At 41.6% G+C, this 20,788-nt stretch carries 13 protein-coding genes; 8 read left to right on the top strand and 5 right to left on the bottom strand.

Annotated elements, in window-relative coordinates; all coding sequences use genetic code 11:
* Positions 1-53: 53 nt before the first annotated feature.
* Positions 54-800 (bottom strand): hypothetical protein, encoded by a 747-nt coding sequence (locus AB6735_RS01855; protein WP_370994114.1) that lies wholly within the window; start codon positions 798-800, stop codon positions 54-56.
* Positions 801-969: 169 nt separating this feature from the next.
* Between AB6735_RS01855 and AB6735_RS01850 the strand changes: the two genes are divergently transcribed.
* Positions 970-1,575: a TetR/AcrR family transcriptional regulator gene (locus AB6735_RS01850; RefSeq protein WP_370994113.1), complete on the top strand. Its 606-nt coding sequence runs from the start codon at positions 970-972 to the stop codon at positions 1,573-1,575.
* Positions 1,572-3,686 carry a beta-N-acetylhexosaminidase gene (locus AB6735_RS01845; RefSeq protein WP_370994112.1) on the top strand — a complete coding sequence of 705 codons (2,115 nt, stop codon included), beginning with the start codon at positions 1,572-1,574 and terminating at the stop codon, positions 3,684-3,686. The genes AB6735_RS01850 and AB6735_RS01845 overlap by 4 nt, the downstream gene beginning before the upstream one ends.
* A gap of 72 nt (positions 3,687-3,758) precedes the next feature.
* Here AB6735_RS01845 and AB6735_RS01840 read toward each other — a convergent pair whose 3' ends face one another.
* On the bottom strand, positions 3,759-4,778 hold the full coding sequence (locus AB6735_RS01840; RefSeq protein ID WP_370994111.1) for a class I fructose-bisphosphate aldolase: 1,020 nt from the start codon (positions 4,776-4,778) through the stop codon (positions 3,759-3,761).
* A 198-nt stretch (positions 4,779-4,976) separates the two neighbouring features.
* Here AB6735_RS01840 and AB6735_RS01835 point away from each other — a divergent pair, with 198 nt between their 5' ends.
* The gene (locus AB6735_RS01835; protein ID WP_370994110.1) at positions 4,977-6,095 is read left to right on the top strand and encodes a Gfo/Idh/MocA family protein; all 1,119 of its coding nucleotides are present in this window, start codon (positions 4,977-4,979) and stop codon (positions 6,093-6,095) included.
* Positions 6,096-6,202: 107 nt separating this feature from the next.
* On the opposite strand, the gene AB6735_RS01830 is transcribed toward AB6735_RS01835, so the two are convergent.
* Complete coding sequence (locus AB6735_RS01830) at positions 6,203-6,355, bottom strand: hypothetical protein (RefSeq protein ID WP_370994109.1); 153 nt, start codon at positions 6,353-6,355, stop codon at positions 6,203-6,205.
* Between the two features lie 72 nt (positions 6,356-6,427).
* Positions 6,428-7,552, bottom strand: coding sequence for an alpha-L-fucosidase (locus AB6735_RS01825; RefSeq protein ID WP_370994108.1), 1,125 nt, complete (start codon positions 7,550-7,552; stop codon positions 6,428-6,430).
* A 113-nt stretch (positions 7,553-7,665) separates the two neighbouring features.
* Here AB6735_RS01825 and AB6735_RS01820 point away from each other — a divergent pair, with 113 nt between their 5' ends.
* From AB6735_RS01820 to AB6735_RS01810, 3 genes are read left to right on the top strand one after another with little or no spacing between them, the layout of a single operon-like run.
* Positions 7,666-8,847: an ROK family protein gene (locus tag AB6735_RS01820; RefSeq protein ID WP_370994107.1), complete on the top strand. Its 1,182-nt coding sequence runs from the start codon at positions 7,666-7,668 to the stop codon at positions 8,845-8,847.
* Positions 8,848-8,906: 59 nt separating this feature from the next.
* Positions 8,907-12,245 carry a SusC/RagA family TonB-linked outer membrane protein gene (locus tag AB6735_RS01815; protein WP_370994106.1) on the top strand — a complete coding sequence of 1,113 codons (3,339 nt, stop codon included), beginning with the start codon at positions 8,907-8,909 and terminating at the stop codon, positions 12,243-12,245.
* 25 nt (positions 12,246-12,270) lie between these two features.
* Positions 12,271-13,875: a SusD/RagB family nutrient-binding outer membrane lipoprotein gene (locus tag AB6735_RS01810; protein ID WP_370994105.1), complete on the top strand. Its 1,605-nt coding sequence runs from the start codon at positions 12,271-12,273 to the stop codon at positions 13,873-13,875.
* Between the two features lie 215 nt (positions 13,876-14,090).
* On the opposite strand, the gene AB6735_RS01805 is transcribed toward AB6735_RS01810, so the two are convergent.
* Positions 14,091-15,014, bottom strand: a complete 924-nt coding sequence (locus AB6735_RS01805) for a S1C family serine protease (protein ID WP_370994104.1) — start codon at positions 15,012-15,014, stop codon at positions 14,091-14,093.
* 623 nt (positions 15,015-15,637) lie between these two features.
* On the opposite strand from AB6735_RS01805, the gene AB6735_RS01800 reads away from it, so the two are divergent.
* Together AB6735_RS01800 and AB6735_RS01795 are read left to right on the top strand one after the other, a co-directional pair.
* Complete coding sequence (locus AB6735_RS01800; RefSeq protein ID WP_370994103.1) at positions 15,638-18,895, top strand: SusC/RagA family TonB-linked outer membrane protein; 3,258 nt, start codon at positions 15,638-15,640, stop codon at positions 18,893-18,895.
* 11 nt (positions 18,896-18,906) lie between these two features.
* Positions 18,907-20,775: a RagB/SusD family nutrient uptake outer membrane protein gene (locus AB6735_RS01795; RefSeq protein WP_370994102.1), complete on the top strand. Its 1,869-nt coding sequence runs from the start codon at positions 18,907-18,909 to the stop codon at positions 20,773-20,775.
* Positions 20,776-20,788 lie beyond the last annotated feature (13 nt).

Below are 20,788 nucleotides of genomic sequence, written 5' to 3'. Positions count from 1 at the left end.
TAAAAGCTAAAAAAGCCTGCATATCATTTGATATACAGGCTTTTTTAGACGATTTAAATCTTTGATGTAGCAGTTGAGCTGGCTATTAAAAAAGATATACCGCTAAATGCCAGGGCTACAAACAGACTTGTCCACTCGGGTTCGGTGTGCACATTGGCCGTTACACGCGGTAAATGGAGAATCAGCACCCATATTAAAAACATAAGGCCTAAAAGACTACCGGCCAGGCGGGTCAGTCTCCCGATAATAAAGCTTATGGCTGATGCAAAAAAAGCAACCATAACCAGATAGTCGCAAAACAAATGAGCGGGTATCCAGGTGGGTATCAGATTGGCTACAAACTGGGCGTACATATAGTGTTGTACCCCAAATACCAGCAGACCAATAACAAAAAGACAGGTACCTGTTTTTATCAGCTTAGTGCCATCCTTACTGATATTGCCCAACAGGATAAGCGTACCACCCATGATGCAGATCACCTCAAATACGGCTGCCCACTCTGATGGATTATTGGGATCGGCCAGTACTTTAGGAACATGGATCAGAAGCAAGGCTAATAAATATAGCAATGCTGCTAAAGAAGCGCCGTAAGTGGCGTATTTTTTTGTTAGAACAAGTACACCAGCCATAATCATTAGCGAACCGGTTAAGTAAGCCAGCGCCTGTTTTACTGGCAACGAAGCTGCAACGGGCATAAGTCCGGCGGGAAAATGGCCAGATATAATGTGAATTGCGCCTATGGCGATAATACTGATCACCAGGAATAGCTTTCCGATGTTAAGGTAAAGGTTGTTATTCATTATTTAGGTTTTTGAATGTGGCATAAGATAAATAAAAAATCAATAAAAAAATAAGTTATAATACTCATATTCAGTTTATTAATCATGTTTAAACATGTTTTATGCCAGTAGATTAAATGGCAGATTTGCTTGTAAATGGAAAATATTTTTTTAATTTTATTTTCCATTTATGACCAGACAAGATATCATCCAGAATTCGCTCAGACAGTTTTTACTCAACGGCATCCGGAAAATGACCATTCAGCAGATCGTGGCACCATTGGGTATTTCAACCAAAACGGTGTATAAATATTTTAGTGGCAAGGAGGAATTATTGGAGGCTTGCCTGTTAGTTCATTACGAAAAAATGAGCCTGGATTTTAATAATCTGATGGCAAATAGTTCTAATCCGGCAGAAAAGTTGTTTCGCTTGTTTTTTATGAGTCTGGAGGAGGATTTTAAAGTGGCACCGGTGTTTTACCACGACCTGAATTATTACTATCCCGAAATGCAGGATAAAGTGATTGCCAGGTATTTTGAAAACAATGGTCAATATATTAATGATGTCATCAAAAATGGTATAGAGCAGGGTTTTTTTAGGCCAGAGCTTAATACCACCGTGGTAATAACCGCTTTGCACCTGCTGTACAGATCGCTTACCCGTACCGGCGAATATCGAAAATTTAACCTAAGTCCTTTTGAACTCGCTTCCAATACGCTGGTAGTATACCTGAGAGGAATCTGTACGCCTAAAGGAATAAAAATATTGAATAACCTTAAATACTTATCACCATGAAAAAAACACTCCTGACCTGGTTTTTATTTTATGCTGTATTTGCAGCTAACGCGCAAAACAGCTCGCTTTTGCCCGTACCCCAGCATGTATCATTTGGTAACGGACGTTTTCTGCTGAACTCCGGTTTTACTATTGCGATAAAAGCTGACTCAAGCGATAGCGCCTTATATTTTGCTGTTAACAGGGCTTTTCAAACACTTAACCGACGCACAGCGCTTTATTTCAGGCAGCAACGGATAACCGCTAAAGATATCAGTGATACGAGTTCACTGATCATCCGGGTTAAACAGAAAAAGGAAGCGATACCGGGTGGTGACGAATCCTATACTTTAACCGTTACACCCCAAAATATACATTTGGAAGCTCCTGCCACAGCTGGCGCCTTACATGGCCTTGAAACTTTATTACAACTGGTACAGCACGATAAGGAAGGAATTTTTTTACCTGTAGTCAGTATACAGGATGCTCCGCGCTTTGTATGGCGGGGACTGATGATTGATGTGGCCCGGCATTTTATCCCAGTTGAGGTGATCGAAAGAAATATAGATGCCATGGCGGTTGTAAAAATGAATGTTTTACACCTGCACCTGTCTGACGATGAGGGTTTTCGGGTAGAATCAAAACTGTTTCCGGAATTGCAGAAAAAAGGTTCCTACGGCGAATATTTTACACAGGCACAAATAAAGCAATTGATCATTTATGCCAAACAACGGGGAATAATCATTGTGCCCGAATTTGATATGCCAGGTCACACTACCGGGTTTTTAGCCGGTTATCCCAATTTGTCGAGCACTCCAGGACAAAGCTATCAACCGGGCCCACGTTTTGATTTGGGCGATAAGCAGATGGGCCTGATGGATATCATGAAAATGATCAATACTTATCCTACGCCTTCATTTGACCCCTCTAAAGAATCTACCTATACCTTCATTGATAAATTCCTGGGCGAAATGGCCTCCCTATTCCCTTCGCCCTATATTCACATTGGTGCTGATGAAAATAACGGCGTATCCTGGCGCAATAACCCGGATATTGTGGCATTTATGAAAAAGAATAACCTGGCAGACACCCATGCCTTACAAGCTTATTTTGTAAAGCGGATACAACAGATCTTGACCAAACATCACCGGCATACCCTGGGCTGGGAGGAGTTGTTATCCAAAGATCTGCCAAAGGATGTAGCCGTACAGGTATGGACGGATGGTAAAAAAATGAATGAAGCCGCGAAGCTGGGCCACCCGGTTATCATATCAAAAGGCTTTTATCTGGATCTGTTTATGCCTGCTTATACCCATTATCAGAATGATATGCTGGCGGGCAATCTTCCCGATAGTGTAGCATCAAAAGTTTTAGGCGGCGAGGCCGCGCAATGGGCCGAAGCGGTTGACAAGAATAATATTGAAACCCGGATATGGCCGCGGGCCGCTGCTATCGCTGAGAGGCTATGGTCGCCTTATAAAGTAAATGATGTAGATGATATGTACCGTCGCCTGTTTGTGATCAGCTACCAATTGGATGAGATTGGTGTGCAGCATATCAGTAATTATGAACGTGCTTTGCGGCGCTTTACCGGCGGGGCTGATATTGCACCATTAAAAATATTAACAGATATTTTAACCCCGCTTAAAGGCTATAAAAAGCTGTTTGCAAGAATGACTGCACCTAAAAGTGTGAGTTATCAGACTACACCGTTAACGGCCATTTCTGATATTGTTTTTGTTGATCCGGAAGTGAAAAGGCAATTCCGGTTAACGGTAAAAAATTATTTGGATAAACCCAATGATGCAGCTGCCGCATCCATCACCTTGCAGCTTGAAAAATGGCGTGATCATAGTGCCGCATTAGAACTCCTGATGGATAGGGGGTTAATAGACAACAACATCAATGAAAATTCAAAAAAATTATATGCTGCGGCTGTGATAGGTCTGGAAGCCATCAAACTATTAAAAAACAAAGAAAAGCCATCGGTCGATTGGCTAAAACAACAATTGGATGCGCTTGATCAGATGAAAAAGGCCTATGGCGAGGTGGAGTTATCTATTATCCCTGAGATCAGAGCCCTGGCAAACCAATGGATAGACACAGAGCCGGCGAGTTATCCTGTTTTTTAGGGCTATCTGGTATATGTATGAATAACAGCAAGTCGCTAAGAAATTGGCGGCTTGCTGTTGTGTTTAGCAAAGTTAAGTTTCAAGTGCCGGTGTATATTCACCACGCCTGGCGGCATTATTGATGCTCAGTCGTTTATAAAATAGTTGCTGGGCAACGGCTACATTTTCATCTTTTCCCTTCCAATATTCCATAGCTGGTTGCTGAACCGCCCTGGCAAATGAAAAGGTAAGCGCCCATGGCAACTTGTTTTTGTATTTTACATGCATGGCACTTAAATGCGCGCTGGCGGCCGGAGCCGGTTGCCCACCCGACAGAAACGCAACACCTGGTACCGCAGCGGGCACACAACGCAGTAAACACTGAACTGTTAGGTCGGCAACCTGTTCAACGCTGGCTTGCACCGATGCATCAACTCCAGAAACCACCATGTTGGGTTTTAATATCATGCCTTCCAGGTAAATACGTTGTTGTATCAGCACTTCAAATACAATATGTAACACTCTTTGGGTTACTTCAAAACAGCGTTCAATGGTGTGGTTACCATCCATCAATACTTCTGGCTCTACTATAGGTACCACATCCGCTTCCTGGCAAAGGGCGGCATAACGAGCCAGTGCGTGGGCGTTGGCATAAATGCTGCCATCGGTTGGCGTATCGCCCGAAATAACGATCACAGCACGCCATTTGGCAAATCTGAGTCCGGCTGCAGCGTAATTTTTTAACCGTTCCCGTAGTCCGTCAAGGCCTTCAGTTATTTTTTCTCCGGGGAAGGCGGGCATATCTTTAGCCCCTTCATCCAGCTTTATGCCCGGGATAACACCGGCTTTAACCAGCAGTTCAATAAATGGGGTACCATTGTCCGCCGCTTGTTTGGTAGTTTCATCAAACAAAATAGCACCGCTGATGCATTCGCCCAGTTTGGGGGTGGTTACTATCAGTTCGCGGTATTTTCGGCGGTACTCTTCTGTTTGGGGTATGCCGGCTTCTGCAAAGCGTTTGTTACAGGTGGCTATACTTTCGTCCATGGCCAAAAGGCCTTTGTCGCCCGCCATTAGTTGTTGAGCGGTACTTTTTAAAGTTTGTTTATTCATGGGGTATGAGGTATATAGGGCAAACGTTTGGGAATGTTGCTTTGTTGTAAATATAAATAAATGATTCTGTATGGTTGATCTCTGTATTTGGTTCTACTATAAAATCAGATAAAAGTGACAAAAACAACAATGAACAACCGGTGTTTATTTAGAAATACCTAAATTGTAATCGATTACGAACCTTAAAAATCAATACCTATGAATTCACGTCGCGACTTTTTGCAGAAGTTGGGAATCTCCGCTTTAGCCTTGCATCTGGCCCCGCTTTCGGGATGGGCCGACTCAAACAGTAATAACGAAGCTCCTTATGAAGGCCGTGTACTTCGCGTAGCCATTATGGGGCTCGGCAGTTATGGAACACGGGTGGCTGAAGCCATGCAATCATGCGTAAAAGCCAAACTGGTTGGTGTGGTAAGTGGTACGCCTTCAAAAATTAAGGACTGGCAAAGCAAGTATGGCATCCCTGCAAAGAATTGCTACAATTACGAGAATTTCGACAACATCAAAAATAATCCCGACATTGATGCCGTTTATGTGATCACGCCAAACGCGTTACACCATGATATGGTATTGCGGGTGGCCAAAGCGAGCAAACATGCCATTTGTGAAAAGCCCATGGCTGTAAACGCCAAAGAAGGGCAGGAGATGGTGGATGCCTGTAAAAAGGCCAATGTGAAATTGCTGGTGGGTTATCGCATGCACTTTGAACCCAAAACACTCGAGGTGATCCGGATGCGTAATAACGGCGAGTTTGGGAAGATTCTGTTTTTCCAGGGCCAGTGCGGTTTTAAAATTGGCGACCCTACACAATGGCGGCTGAATAAGCAATTGGCCGGTGGGGGCTCTATGATGGATATTGGCATTTATGCTATTAATGGAGCGCGCTATATGACTGGTGAAGAGCCTGTTTGGGTTACCGCCCAGGAAACCAAAACCGATCCTGTGAAATTTAAAGAAGGAGTTGATGAAACCATCCAGTTTCAGTTTGGCTTTCCAAGCGGAGCCGTGGCATCCTGTTTATCAACCTATAATATGAATAACCTCGACCGCTTTTTCCTGGATGGTGAAAAAGGTTTTGCCGAGATGCAACCATCTACAGGTTATGGCCCCATACAGGGACGTACCCACAAAGGCGCGCTCACTCAGCCGGTTACAACACATCAAACGGTACAAATGGAAGAAATGTCGGCAATTATTTTTGATAATAAACAGCCTGTAGTGCCGGTAAATGGAGAAGAAGCGGTAAAAGACCTGAAAATTATTGACGCTATTTACCAGGCGGTAAAAACCGGGTCAAAGGTTGCGTTAAGTCTTTAGTCTGAAGTCTTTAGTCCGAAGTCCTTGGTCTAAAGTTTTTTATTTTCGGAGAAAGACACTTGTGTATTCGAATCCGTGGCTTCGGACTAAAGACTTCAAAATCAATATTATTCATTCGTCAGGAAACCACCTTTACCGCGATAAAGATCGAGTTTGCCATTCAATTCAACTTTTATAACAGACATGTATTTGTCCTGTACGCTTTCGGGGATGGTAATGTACGTTAAACCTGATACAACACTCCAGGATATCTTACCCACAACTTTATAGGTCAATGGTTTATCGCTGCCCAGTACGCTTACTTTTTTAATGCTATTTTTTTAGTCCTTTTATCAATATCGGCGCCTTGTTTTGGCGGGTACAAATAAGTATACCGCGGTGGAGTCTTTTGACAAAGTACTTGCCCCGTAATAATGGCCCTGTGGCATTCCGGCAATGGTATTAAAAACGCCTTCACCATTCTTTTTGTTCCAGGTGCCCAGTTCTTTAAGCAGGTTCACTTCTTCCGGCGGGATACTGCCATCGCCTTTTGGGCCGATATCCAGCAATAAATTTCCACCGTAACTAACAGCATCGGTAAAAATACTGATGATCTCGTAAGGGGTTTTAAAATTTTTGTCTTGTGGCTGGTAGCCCCAGTTATCATTACTGGTTAAGCAAAGTTCCCACCATTTATAGGCAGGTCTTGATACCGGGAAGTTTTGTTCTGGTGTATCATAGTCGCCGTACCCCTGTAAACGGCCATTGATGATAGTGTTGGGGTTGTAACTTAAGAGTTTCTGTCTCATCCCAGCTGCATTCCATTCTTCGGCGCTGTGTTCCCAATCGCCATCAAACCACCACAGGTCAGGGTTGTATTGTTTGGCAAGCTCATCCAGCTGACCGTTCATAAAAGTTAAATATTTAACCCATTTAGCTGGCTGATCTTTTACCTGGTACCTGCTGCTATCCTTTAAAAAACCAGGATAATTGGCATGGCTCCAGTCAATCAATGAAAAATAAGCGCCGGTTTTTACCCCACGCTGGCGTAAAGCGTCATAAAGTGGTTTTAACAGGTCTCTTTTAGCAGGGGTTTTCTGCACCACATTTAGCGGACCGTACTTACTGTTCCATAAAGCTACGCCGTCATGGTGTTTGGTGGTCATTACTGCGTAACGGGCGCCGCTTTCCTTGATCAGGTTGGCCAGTTCATTAGGTTTATACTGGTTTGCCGTAAAGCCCTTTAACTGGCTCATATAGTCAGCATAACTGATCTTTTTGTTATGAAAGCTCCAGCTTTCATCTATTCCTTTTACAGAGTAGATGCCATAATGAATAAATATGCCCAGTTTGGCATCAGCAAACCATTGCATTTTTTCTTTGATGTCATCGGGGTTTATACGGTGTTGTGCTTGTGCAAAACCCGAGTATAGCATGATAAATAGGGATAAAAAGTAGTGATAAAGCTTTTTTGACATGTAGACTAATTGATTTTTTTATATAAATTTAATATCTTTTTAATAAATTTAAAAAGAATTCTTTTATTATTAAATTTTTTTTTATAAATATGCAAATATAAAATCTTTTTAAAATGTTTTTCAAGCACATAGATATTGTTAAGGGATTGTACTACGGCAAAACTGCATCGTTATATGACCTTAGCATCAGTGTGGGGAGGAGTATTCCATATATAACCAAAGGTGTAGCTGATTTAGTCAAGTTAAATATTGTAAAAGAAATTGGCATAAGAACCTCAAGCGGTGGCCGCAAACCCGCAACCTACTCACTGGTAGCTGATACCGGCTTTATCATTTCGGTGGCAATGAACCAGTTTATGACCCGAATCGTTATCGTAAACATGAACAATGAGTTTGTAGATGATGTGCAGGAGTTTGAGCTGAAGCTTAATGATAACCATGATGCTATTCATTCATTAGTAGCCCATATTAAAACTGTGGTTATTAATTCAGGACTGCCAAAAGATAAATTCCTGGCTATAGGCATTACCATGCCGGGCTTTATCGATGTCATTCAGGGTAATAACCTGAGCTTTCTGCAAACGCCCGAAGATACCTTAGTAAGCTATATAAACAAGCAGGTTGAATTACCGGTTTTTATAGAAAATGATTCAACAGCCATAGCCGTGGCCGAGCAAAAATTTGGTCTTCCTATTGCACAAAATAATTCTATGATCATTAACCTGGGTTGGGGTGTTGGTTTGGGAATGATCATCAACAAAGAAATGTTTAGGGGGCACAGGGGTTTTGCAGGAGAATTTAGTCACTTGCCGCTTCATAAAAACGGTAAACTATGCTCATGCGGAAAGCAAGGGTGTTTGGAAACAGAAGCTTCCTTGCTGGCTATTGAAGCCAAAGCCATTGAGGGCTTAAAACAGGGGCAGGTAAGTAGTTTAATAAAATACGATATCGTATCGGCAGATAATATCATGGATGAAGCACTTAAAGGAGATGCTTTTTCTGTAAAAATAATTGCTGAAGCAGCATATTATATTGGACAAGGGCTGGCTATACTATTGCACCTGATGAATCCGGAAAGTATTATTCTAAGTGGAAAGGGGAGTGTTATTGGCAAATTATGGCTTAGCCCTATTCAGCAAGCCATAAATGAACATTGCATCCCTCATTTAGCTATTGATACGCAATTAGCGGTCTCTAACCTGGGTAATAATGCACAACTATTAGGAGGGGTAACCACAGTAGTAGAAAATTTATATAAACTTAATCCGGAGGCCAATATTTCTGAACCTGTATAAACAGGTGTTAAAAAGCTTTTATACTTAATTAATCATATAACAAACCAAAACAATTTTACATGAAACAACTTTACTTAATTTTCAGGAAATGGGTGGTGCTGCTACTCGTACTGATTTCGGCAAGTTCATTTGCCCAAACAACCGTTACCGGTGTGGTTCGTGACGAAGCCGGGCCACTGCCTGGTGTAACCATACTCATAAAAGGTACAACAAATGGTGTCCAAACCAACGCCAATGGTGCGTATAGCATCAAAGCGGCAAAAGGCAATGTACTTAAATTTTCATCCGTAGGGTATGATACAAAAGAAGTTACTGTTGGCGACGACCAGGTTATCAACATCACGTTGGCCGCAGGTAGTAATCAATTAAAAGAAGTTACTGTAACTACTTCTTTTGGTATTAAAAGGCAGGATAGATCACTTGGTTATGCAACCAGCACGGTTTCGGCCAAAGAAATTACCGAAGCTGGTAATACCAATTTTGGATCAGCTTTATATGGTAAGGCACCGGGTGTACAAATTACTACCGCTCCCGGTGGGTCAAGCAGCGCCGTTAACATCCAGATCCGTGGTTTAACATCCCTGAATTATCAGCAGCAACCTTTATTTGTGGTTGATGGTGTAATTATCAGAAGCGAGGGACAATATGGTTCTAAAGGACGTAATAATGGGGGGTTTTATGACGATCAGCGTATCAGGGGGAATGGTATATTGGATATTAATCCCCAGGATATTGAAAGTCTTACCGTTCTTAAAGGTGCTGCGGCGTCTTCACTATACGGATCTGATGCCAATGCTGGTGTAATTGTGATCACCACCAAAAAAGGCGCTAAAGGTAAGGGCCCAACTGTTGATTTCAACTATATTGGAACATCTGAAAGAGCTGCTTTTTTACCACAGTATCAAAATGTTTATGGCCAGGGATATGACAGGGCAACCAATTTAGCGGTAGGTGCATCAGAAGATGGATCTTTCCCAGATTCACAATCACCTGCAGGCTGGAGACCAAACTTTAGGGCTTATGCCGATTTTGGCCCAAAAATGGAAGGTCAAAAGGTGCGTTGGTGGGATGGTTCAATCCAGTCGTACTCACCTCAACCTGATAACTATAAAAACATCTTCAGGAATGGCTTCAGTTCACAAGCCAACGTTTCATTATCAAACCAAACAGATAATTACAACTACCGGATCTCGGCATCAAGATTGGATTATAGCAGTATCCAAAGAGAATCGGATCAGAAAAAAAACACGTTTAGTTTAAACAGCGGTTTAAAACTAAGCAAAAGTGTAAGTGTAGACATCATAGCCAACTATGTAAATACCTTAACGCATAATAGGCCATACCAAACAAACAGATTGGCTCAATCATTTGATGGTTTTTTTGGCCGTGAGGAAAAAATGGACCTGGTATTGGATAAATATCAAACTTCGCAAGGTTATTCATGGGTGCCTTATAACCAAACTGCCCGTAACCCTGCCGAGGCATTTACCTTTAACGTACGCCCTAACCTTTATGACTATTTTTTCACAACTTTAAAGAACACGTATGACGAAAATGAAAACCGTTTATACTCCAGTGCTACTTTAAATATTGACCTGTTAACCCATTTAAAATTAAGGGGAAGAATAGGGCAGGATTATACAGGTCGCAGTACCGATGAAAAAAATTACAATCAATACCCGGTTGCCTTTAACAATCCAGGCTCAAGCACAGGTGCATACAACGTAGGTACCGGTATTTACTCCATTGTTTATGGCGATGCATTGTTAACCTACTCCAATACTATCGCTAAAGATTTTGGCTATTCATTAGCCGGTGGTTTTACTTCAAGATCTGAGCGTTATAAAGATGAAACATCGGGTACCAGCCAAGGTTTAGTTTCTGAAAACTTCTTTTCATTAAATAACTCTTATGGCATACTCAATACAACCTATGCCAGGCAGTCGCTCTTAAAATATGGTTTCTTTAGTATATTGGATCTTTCATACAAAAACTACTTATTTTTAGAAGGAACCTATCGCCAGGAATCATCGTCTACTCTGCCTCCGCAAAACAATAACTACAATTATTCTTCACTAAGTGGTAGCTTTGTATTTACTGATGCCTTTAAAGATAACTTACCATCATTTATCAGTTATGGTAAATTAAGAGCATCTTATGGTGTTGTAGGCAACCCTTCCGCAATTTATGCTTCTAATATACTTTATGCGCAAAGTTCTTTACAAACAGTAAATGGCTCCGTTGCCCAGGTATCAATTCCTAATACTAACTACGGCAATAATAACCTTCAACCAGAAAAGAAGCATGAAAGTGAATTTGGTCTGGAAAGTAGGTTTTTTAATGATAGGGTTGGGTTTGAGATTACTTACTATCAGAACAAAATTAAAGATCAAATATTAAATCTGCAGATAGCTCCTACAAATGGTCAGTCAAGCCAAGTTGTTAATACTGGTGAAATTGGTAATCATGGATTGGAGCTTGGCATTAATGGCCGTCCTTTAGATGGTGATTTTAAATGGCAAACAAGATTGAATTTTTCTTTTAACCGCTCCAAAGCTTATTCGTTAAATGGAGTTTCACAAATTAATTATTATAATGCTGAAAATAGTGGAATACAACTTGTAGTAAAACCAGGTGAGGACATTGGTAATATTTATGTACATCCGGTAGCTACAGACAAAAGCGGTAACAAGTTGATTGATGATAACGGATATTACATTATTGACAAATTATCCTACAAAAAAGCGGGTAATGTTTTACCAAAGGTTGTTGGTGGTTTTTCCAATACATTTGGGTATAAAAACTTCTCGCTTACGGTGTTAACAGATTACCGTTTTGGCAGTAAGGTAATATCTACACCATTAAAATATGGTATAAGCAGCGGTATGTACCAAAGTACCTTAAAATACAGAGATGCCGAACATGGTGGTATATCATACTATGATGCGGGCAGCGGAAACTATATAGGTGTACCTGCTTCAACCACTGCGGGTCCGGGAGGACAAAAAGTGTATCATGATGGCTTAATCCAACCTGGTGTTTTAGCCAACGGGCAAGCAAACACTAAGATCATCGATGCGGCTTCGTATTATGAAAACGAGTTTGCTGCAGGCAGTGATGATGCATTGAACGAAGAAGGAGCTATTTTTAAAAATGATTACATCAAATTACGTGAAGTAACTTTTGGTTACACACTGCCAAAGTCTTTAACTAACAAGTTACACGTATCAAACATCAGATTTTCCTTAATAGGAAGAAACCTTTTATACTTCTACAGGACATTGAAAAACCTGGATCCTGAAACCTTAATTGGTAACCAGTGGTACAGCCAGGGTGTTGATAACGGCTCATTGCCGGCAACACGCAGTTTTGGTGCCTCATTAAACGTGACTTTCTAAATTATTAACATTTAAGTAATTAATGATGAAAAAAATATTCATACACATCAGCTATATACTTGTTCTGGCTGTTTCTTTCAGCTCTTGTAAAAAGAGCCTGACAGATCAGTACAACAATCCCGAACTTACATCAAAAGCCAGTTTGGCTACTCTTTTTACAGGCATATTAAATAATGACAGGGTAAGACCCGCTTATTGGAACCAACGTACCTATTTAATGCCACACGCGGCGGTTTATGCTCAAACGGCTTCATTTGATAACGTAAATACTGCTTATCAGCAAATTGACGGATATGTTGGCAATTATTGGTCAGATTTTTATTATCCTGCTGGTAATGGCAGCGGTCCAATGGCAATTTACCGTACGATGGAGAAGGCCTATGCTGCATTATCTCCGGCAGATCAGGCAAGCCAGGCTGTGTTTTTACAGGCTGCTAAAATAGTAATGTATGATCAGGCTTCTAAAATGATCGATGCCTGGGGCGATATCCCTTTTACCGATGCAGGTAGCCTTGAAACATACAGCATTATTAAAGATCCGAAGTTTGATGATGCCAAAACAACTTATAATACGCTTATCAGTGGTCTTAATGATGCGGCAACATTTTTTAAGTCAGCTGTTTTGCCAGCTAATACTGCCGCTGCATTTAGCAAGCAGGATATTTTGTTAAGCGGCAGTACCGATCAGTGGAGAAGATATGCTAATTCTATCCGCTTACGTTTGTTAATGCGTATATCATTTGTTGATGAAGCAAATGCTAAAACAGCGGTAACAGCCATGCTGGCCAATAGTACCGAATATCCGTTAATAGACGGTGCAAATAGCGGTACTTATAACCCGGCAACTACCGATGTGTTGTTACAGCCTTTAACTAATTATACCAATACACCACGGAGCGCGTTAACAGAAATAGATAGCTATTTTGCACCGGACTATATGCTGAACACCGTAATGGCGCCAGCTAACGACCCTCGTTTACCGGTGATGTTTGATAAATTTGGTCAAACAACTGGTGGTGTTTTTGTTCCTAACCCTACCTACAAGGCTATGCCGATAACATTCACAAATGATCAGCAAACTACGCAGTACACTCAGTACGCTATTATCGACTCCGCTACATTTGTTGATAACGGTAAAATACCAGGTATCGCCATAACAGCTCCTGAGGTTAACTTTTTAAAAGCCGAGGCTTTTGAGCGTTGGGGATCAACAGGTGATGCACAAACTGCTTATAATACAGCATTGCAACAGTCTATATCTTTTTATTACTATTTAAACAGCATTAGCTCAAGCCCGAGGGCAAAAACAAGTGCTCCATCATCTGCTGCAATAACAGCTTTTTTAGCGTCACCAAATATAGCTTATACAGGTTCGCCCGCACAAAAACTGGCAAATATCTGGATCCAGAAATGGGTGAATTTTGGTTTGCTTCAATCAGACGAGGCCTGGTCTGAGTATCGCCGCACCAAATATCCAAAATTGACAATTGTTCCACAAACATTGAATCCTTATCAATTACCTCCAACCAGGTTAACATATCCAAGTGTTGAAACCGGCTTTAATACCAATTACAACACAGTAAAAGCCAAAGACACACGCACAACAAAAATATTCTGGGATGTAAACTAATACAATGGTTGATTAAGGGGTAGCTCACCATGGTGAGCGCCTCTTTTTTACTGTTTTTTTTATAGCAAGGAGGCTGTATCATCAACCATGATCAGCCTCTTTTTTTTGATTTATTCAGATATATTACCGGCTAAATTTCAATTCATATTTGAAACACCAAGGGGAGCAATTTGATTGATGATACTGCTTCTTTTATACCACTTGAGGATATCCGATCAATTTTTTTGAATAGGCGTAACGCGAAACTCGGTTTTATAATTGTTTCTCAGTATGCCCATAAATTGAAACTGCCCGATCTTCTCTTCAGATAACAATTTAAAAAGAGCGTCGGAGCTTTCAATGGCTACATCATTAAATGAAAATAAGATGTCTCCGCTTTGGATTCCGGCTTTGTCAGCAGGGCTTCCTTTCGCAACCTCAGAAATAAACAAAGCTTGCCGATTAGCCACTTCGGCTATTGTCCGTAATTTGGGTACAATATCTATTTGCTGTAATACCAAACCCAGATAGGCCCTTCTAACTTTCCCAAAACGTATCAACTGACTGGCTATATCTTTTGCAGTATTGATGCTTATCGCAAAACATAATCCCTGAGCACCGTTTATGGTAGCCGTATTAACACCAATTACCTCTCCATCAGCATTGATGAGTGGGCCACCTGAATTTCCCGGATTTAATGCCGCGTCCGTCTGGATCATGCTGTCCATCAATCGCCCGTTCTGGCTTTGAAGTGTACGACCAAGAGCGCTTACAACTCCTGCGGTTACGGTGTGCTGAAAGCCCAATGGGTTCCCAATAGCTATAACCAGCTGCCCTATGGCCAATGCTTCTGAGTCGCCCATGTGAACGGGTATAAAATCCGGAGCCGAAATTTTTAGTATGGCCAGGTCCGTATCCTGATCCTGGCCAACCAGGGTAGCTAAATGCGTTGTGCCATCATGCATCTTAACTTTAATAACCTCTGCCTGCTGCACCACATGGCTGTTGGTAAAAAGATACCCATCCGAAGAAAATAAAAAACCCGAACCCGAGCCAACGGGTTGTTCCCTGCCTTTTTCTTGTTTAAAAAGCTCAATTTTGACCACTGCTGTTTTAACTTTCTCTACAGCATTAATGATGGTCGAAGAATACTGATCCATATAAATCCTTTCAATAGTTGGCCCTCAATAAGCGAACCCATTGAAAAACACTGTAATAATTTCCGTATTTGGTGTAAAACCACGAAAGAAACATGCTGTTTTGTCATCAATTAGCTTTAAAAGGGAGTTGACTCATCGATCCCTGATCTTTTTCCTTAGCAGAAATATTTTCCATGATTTATTAATATTCTTATCCAGTGTACAACTTATTTAAATATTATTATATTAGCTCTGCCAATTAAAAGAAGTGTTATAAGGACAATTATTGTTCGGTGAAACCTATTGATAATTAAACATTTACCTGATAATTCCTGGTTGATAAAGTGCACTTATCAACTGTTATCAGAAACAGCAAGTATACACAGCACCCTCTTACTCCACCTCTGAGTATCAGGACGTGATATTATTTGCCCTTGCCCTGGCATCCCGGTATCGGGCATTGCCTATATCAGCCTTTTTATTGAATTAACCAATTAGTAAAAAATAAACTAAAACAATTGCCTATGGGAAAAATGAGCTAAAACGATTATTTATTGTCAGAGAGGCTATTATATGTTGATCGCCTCCTGAAAGTATCTACACATCTTATTACACGCATTAATTATTAACTAATTAAAAAAGCTATGAAACACAATTTGGATAGAAACTATCCCCTGCTAAAAGTTTATAAAACTATTTTGTGCCAACTATTAATAATGCTGATATGGGCACCGTTTTCCTATGCGGATGCTACTAATACCCGAAAAATACCACACAAAGCAATATCGGGGCGAAAAAATAACATAAATGCTCCTGTAAAAATTTCCGGTAATGTGAGTGATCAGGCCACAGGCGAGAAATTGATCGGCGTATCGGTCATGGTTAAAGGCACTAATAACGGTACTGTAACCGATGTTAATGGGCGCTTTACTATCACCGCCCCTGAAGATGGAACCCTGGTGATAACCTATATTGGCTATAACACTTTAGAAGTACCTGTTAATGGAAAAAGTGCCATCAATATTAAATTACAAGCCTCATCAAAAGGGCTTTCAGAGGTGGTAGTAGTGGGTTATGGCGTACAGAAGAAGGTAACTGTTACAGGAGCGGTAGCCGCTGTAAGAGGGGCCGAACTTGAAAAATCGCCCACGGTAAACTTATCAAATACGCTGGCCGGCCGTTTACCGGGGGTTACAGCCGTACAATCAAGTGGTGAGCCTGGGTATGACGGTTCTGCTATCCATATCCGCGGAACAAATAGCCTGGGTAACAGTGATGCGCTGGTTGTTATTGATGGTGTTCCGGACCGGGCCGGAGGTTTAGAACGGTTAAACTCTGCTGATGTGGAAAGCATATCGGTACTGAAAGATGCGTCTGCCGCTATTTATGGTTCAAGGGCGGCAAATGGTGTAATCCTGATTACTACCAAGCATGGTAAATCGGGCAAAACACAACTTTCATACGACTTTAACCAGGGTTGGGCACAGGCAACGGTAATACCCAAAATGGCCAATTCTGCAGAATATGCAACCATGCTCAATGAACTTACCTTATTTGGGAATGTAGATCCTTCAGAGTGGGGCGCCGCATGGACTGCTTTTCAACAAACAGGTAGTTACAAGCAACTGGACAAATCTAAAATAGTTCAGCCTGCCGATCTGCAAAAATACCGGGACGGTTCAGATCCGCTTGGTCATCCCAACACCGATTGGTTTGGAACTACCTTAAAAACATGGTCGCCTCAAAGTCGTCACAATCTTCAGCTTAATGGCGGATCAGAAAATTTTAAATTTCTAACTTCTCTGGGTTATACTAATCAGGATGGCTATTATAAAAATTCTGCCACGGGCTACAAGCAGTACGATTTTCGTATAAACCTGGATGCCAAGGTAAATAAGTATATCAATACCAGTATTGGAGTAACGGCACGTGAGGAGGCCCGGAATTTCCCGACCCAAAGCGCGGGATCTATATTTCGGATGTTAATGCGAGGGAAACCAACAGAGCAGGAAGTTTGGCCTAACGGCTTACCTGGTCCGGATATCGAGAACGGCCAGAACCCTATTGTAATTACAACCAATAAAACAGGTTATGACAAAGATCGGAGAGACTATTTTCAAACCAACGGAAAGGTTGAATTGCAGGTTCCCGGGATAGAGGGCTTAAAGTTAACAGGTACGGCTTCTATTGATAAATATATCAAGCGTGAAAAGGTATGGTCGACACCATGGACATTGTATTTCTGGGATCATAAATCATATGAAGAAGATGGCAAAACTCCCGTACTTACACCCAGTGTGCGCTCTACTTTTACCGATCCGCGGTTATCACAAAGTGATGAAAATAAACTGAATGTTTTACTCGGTGGCTTTGCTAACTACGATCGCACTTTCGGCGATCATACCATTAACCTGATGGCGGCCGTAACAAGGGAAACGATAAGTGATGATTATTTTAGCGCCTATCGCCGTTATTTTCTTTCACCCGATGTTGACCAGTTATTTGCCGGCGGTGATGCTGAAAAGGATAATGGTGGTGGTGCTTATGACCGTGCCCGTTTAAGCTATTTTGGCAGGGCGGCATATAACTATAAGCAAAAATACTTGGCCGAGTTTTTATGGCGTTACGATGGATCATATATATTCCCGGCAGCACACCGTTTTGGGTTTTTCCCAGGCTTTCTGTTAGGCTATAATATTTCTCAGGAAAATTTCTGGAAAAGTAATTTTAAGGCCATCAATTACTTAAAGATAAGGGCCTCATACGGGCAAATGGGGGCGGAGCCATATTTCAATAACAACTTACAGGAAAATCAATATCTATCAACCTACGGCTTTGGAAGCTATATACTAAATAATCAGGTAACGAAGACATTATATGAGCTTCGGGTACCTAATCCTAATTTTACCTGGGAAGTAGCCAATAATTACGATATAGGTTTAGAAGGCGAACTGCTTGAAGGCCGTATTAGTTTTGAGGTGGATTACTTCTACAACAAACGAACCAATATACTTTGGGCGCGTCAGGGTTCGACACCTGCCAGTACGGGCATAAGTAATCTTTTACCTCCCGAAAATATAGGTAAGGTTAATAACAAAGGTTATGAGTTTAAAATAGGGTATAAAGGGAAGATCGGCGAGCTTAAATATAATGTGAGCATCAACGGTGGATATGCTAAAAACAAGATCATCTATCAGGATGAAGCGCCTGGCGTTCTTCCTTACCAGCGCCAAACCGGAATGCCTATCGGGTCGCCGCTTTTGTATGTTGCCGATGGTGTGTTTAAAGATCAGGCCGAAATTAATGCCAATAAGTTAGATTACAGCGAAATGACGCCTCAGCTTAAACCAGGTGACCTGAGATTCAAGGATGTTAATGGCGATGGTAAAATAAATGGTGATGACCGTAAAATAATGGATATGGGCATAACACCCAAGTTTACCGGTGGTTTTGCTATTAATCTGCAGTACAAAATGTTTGATCTGTCTATATTATTTCAAGGTGCAACAGGCGGTTACCTCCCTGTTGATACAGAATCCGGGGATATTGGTAATTATCTGCAGTTTACCTATGACCACCGCTGGACAGTTGATAAGCCAAGCAGTGTTGACCCACGCATAGCTAACCGTGGCGATGCCTGGTACTCTTTGGGTAACAAAGCCAATACCTATTTCTTCAGAAGCACCAATTATCTCCGGTTAAAGAATGTGGAACTGGGTTATAATCTGCCCGGGCTGATAGCTCAAAAAATTGGGATGAGCAATTTACGGGTATATGTAAGTGGTCTTAACCTGATCACCTGGGATAAATTGCATATATGGGATCCGGAGTCGCTTTCTGGCAACGGGCAGTATTATCCGCAGTCAAGAATTTTAAACACCGGTGTCAGAGTAACCTTTTAATAACGAAAACCATGAAAAATTTAATCAAACCTATTTTAACTGTATTAATTGTTTCGGGCGCGTTACTTACCTCATGTAAGAAAGATTTTTTAAATACCAAGCCCTTAACAGAAGTGCGTTCTGAGGATACCTGGAAAAATGACAATCTTTCTGCCGCTTTTGTAAACGAAATTTATAATGGCTTAGGCAACGGTGGTTTCGATGAACAGGAGCTGGCCTCCCTGTCAGACGAGGCTGTATTTACACATCCGGGAAGAAATATAAATATCATTAACGAAGGTACTGTTGGGCCAAGCAATATTGGCTGGACAAACAATACCTACGAATGGGGAAGCATGTACAACCGCATCAGAACATGTAATGTGGCATTACAGAACCTGGTTAGCGCACCAATTAATCAATCGCTCAAAGAACGCCTTCAAGGGGAGGCACATTTTTTAAGGGCCTATTATTATCAGCAGCTGGTGCGCTATTATGGGGGGATACCACTCATTACCAAAGTATATAAGCTAAACGAAGCAGATTATTCGGCAGCAAGAAACAGTTATGCCGACTGTATTAAGTTTATTACTACCGATTGTGACAGCGCTATTACCCTGTTAACCGGTAAAACGATGGATGTCGGCAGGGCAACTGTGCCTGCTGCGCTGGCATTAAAATCACGTGTATTGTTATATGCCGCGAGTGATCTGCATGATATTCCTACTGCAAAAGCCAAATCGGCAGTGATTAGTGCTTACGCGCATCCTGAGCTTTTAGGTTATATAAGCGGCGACAGAACAGCCCGCTGGCAGGCAGCAAAAGACGCGGCCAAAGCGGTTTTAGATGCGGCAGGGACTGGATATAAGCTGGACTTAGGTTCACCGGCCTCGTTTAATGATGCTAAAAATAATTATATTTCTATAGCGATGGGCGGTGGCAGTAAAGCCAAATTTGTTGATGCGGCAGCAGCATCTGAACTTATTTTTGCCCGGTATTTTGTTGCTGGTAAGGATGAAGGGGGCGAGAATGTAGGTTTAAATAATGGCCCCAATGGATATCATAACTGGGCTGGTAATACACCAGTTGAAAATTTAGTGAGCGATTATGAAAATATCGATGGAACTAAATTCGACTGGAGTAATCCGGCCAATAAAGCCGCGCCTTATAAAAACAGGGATCCACGGTTGTATGCTTCTATTTTGTTTGATGGTGCAGATTGGAAACCCCGTGATAAGATCTCTGGTAATGTTGACCCGGCTAATCAAATTCAAACCGGGAGCTACCAGGTAGGCTCAGGAACGCTGGCTGGCTTGGATACCCGTCAAAGCAGTATCGAAAACTGGAACGGCAGCTGGACTGGCTACTACATGCGCAAGTTTATTGATGTCGATCCTAACGTGGTAGATAATAACACTAAACAGTTTATTCCATGGCCGTTTTTCAGGTATACAGAAGCGGTGTTTAACTATGCCGAAGCCTGTATTGAGTTAGGTCAGGACGCCGAAGCCCGGACCTGGCTCAACAAGATCCGTTTCCGCGCGGGGATGCCTGCCCTTACAGAATCGGGCGACGCGTTAAGGCAACGTTACCGCAATGAGAGGAGGGTAGAGATGGTTTATGAAGAGCAACGTTACCATGACGCCCGCCGCTGGATGATTGCGCCAACTACCCTGGGTCGAAAACTGGTCTTTATAACCATAACAGGCACCTTAAAGCCAGGTCAAACGGCCCCATCGCCCTATAAACACGATGAAACTATTTATAATTATACCTATACGCCTGTTATTGATAACAGTATCGAGAATAGGCAATGGTTGGATAAAATGTACTTTTTACCTATTAGTTTAACAGAGGTAAACAAGAACCTCAAGTTGATCCAAAACCCAGGTTATAATTAAAAAAGTAGTAAGT

The organism is Mucilaginibacter sp. RCC_168, assembly GCF_041355315.1.
Classification (GTDB): domain Bacteria; phylum Bacteroidota; class Bacteroidia; order Sphingobacteriales; family Sphingobacteriaceae; genus Mucilaginibacter.
The sequence above is the reverse complement of the archived record's forward strand: the minus strand, read 5'-3'. Positions and strand labels throughout refer to the sequence as shown.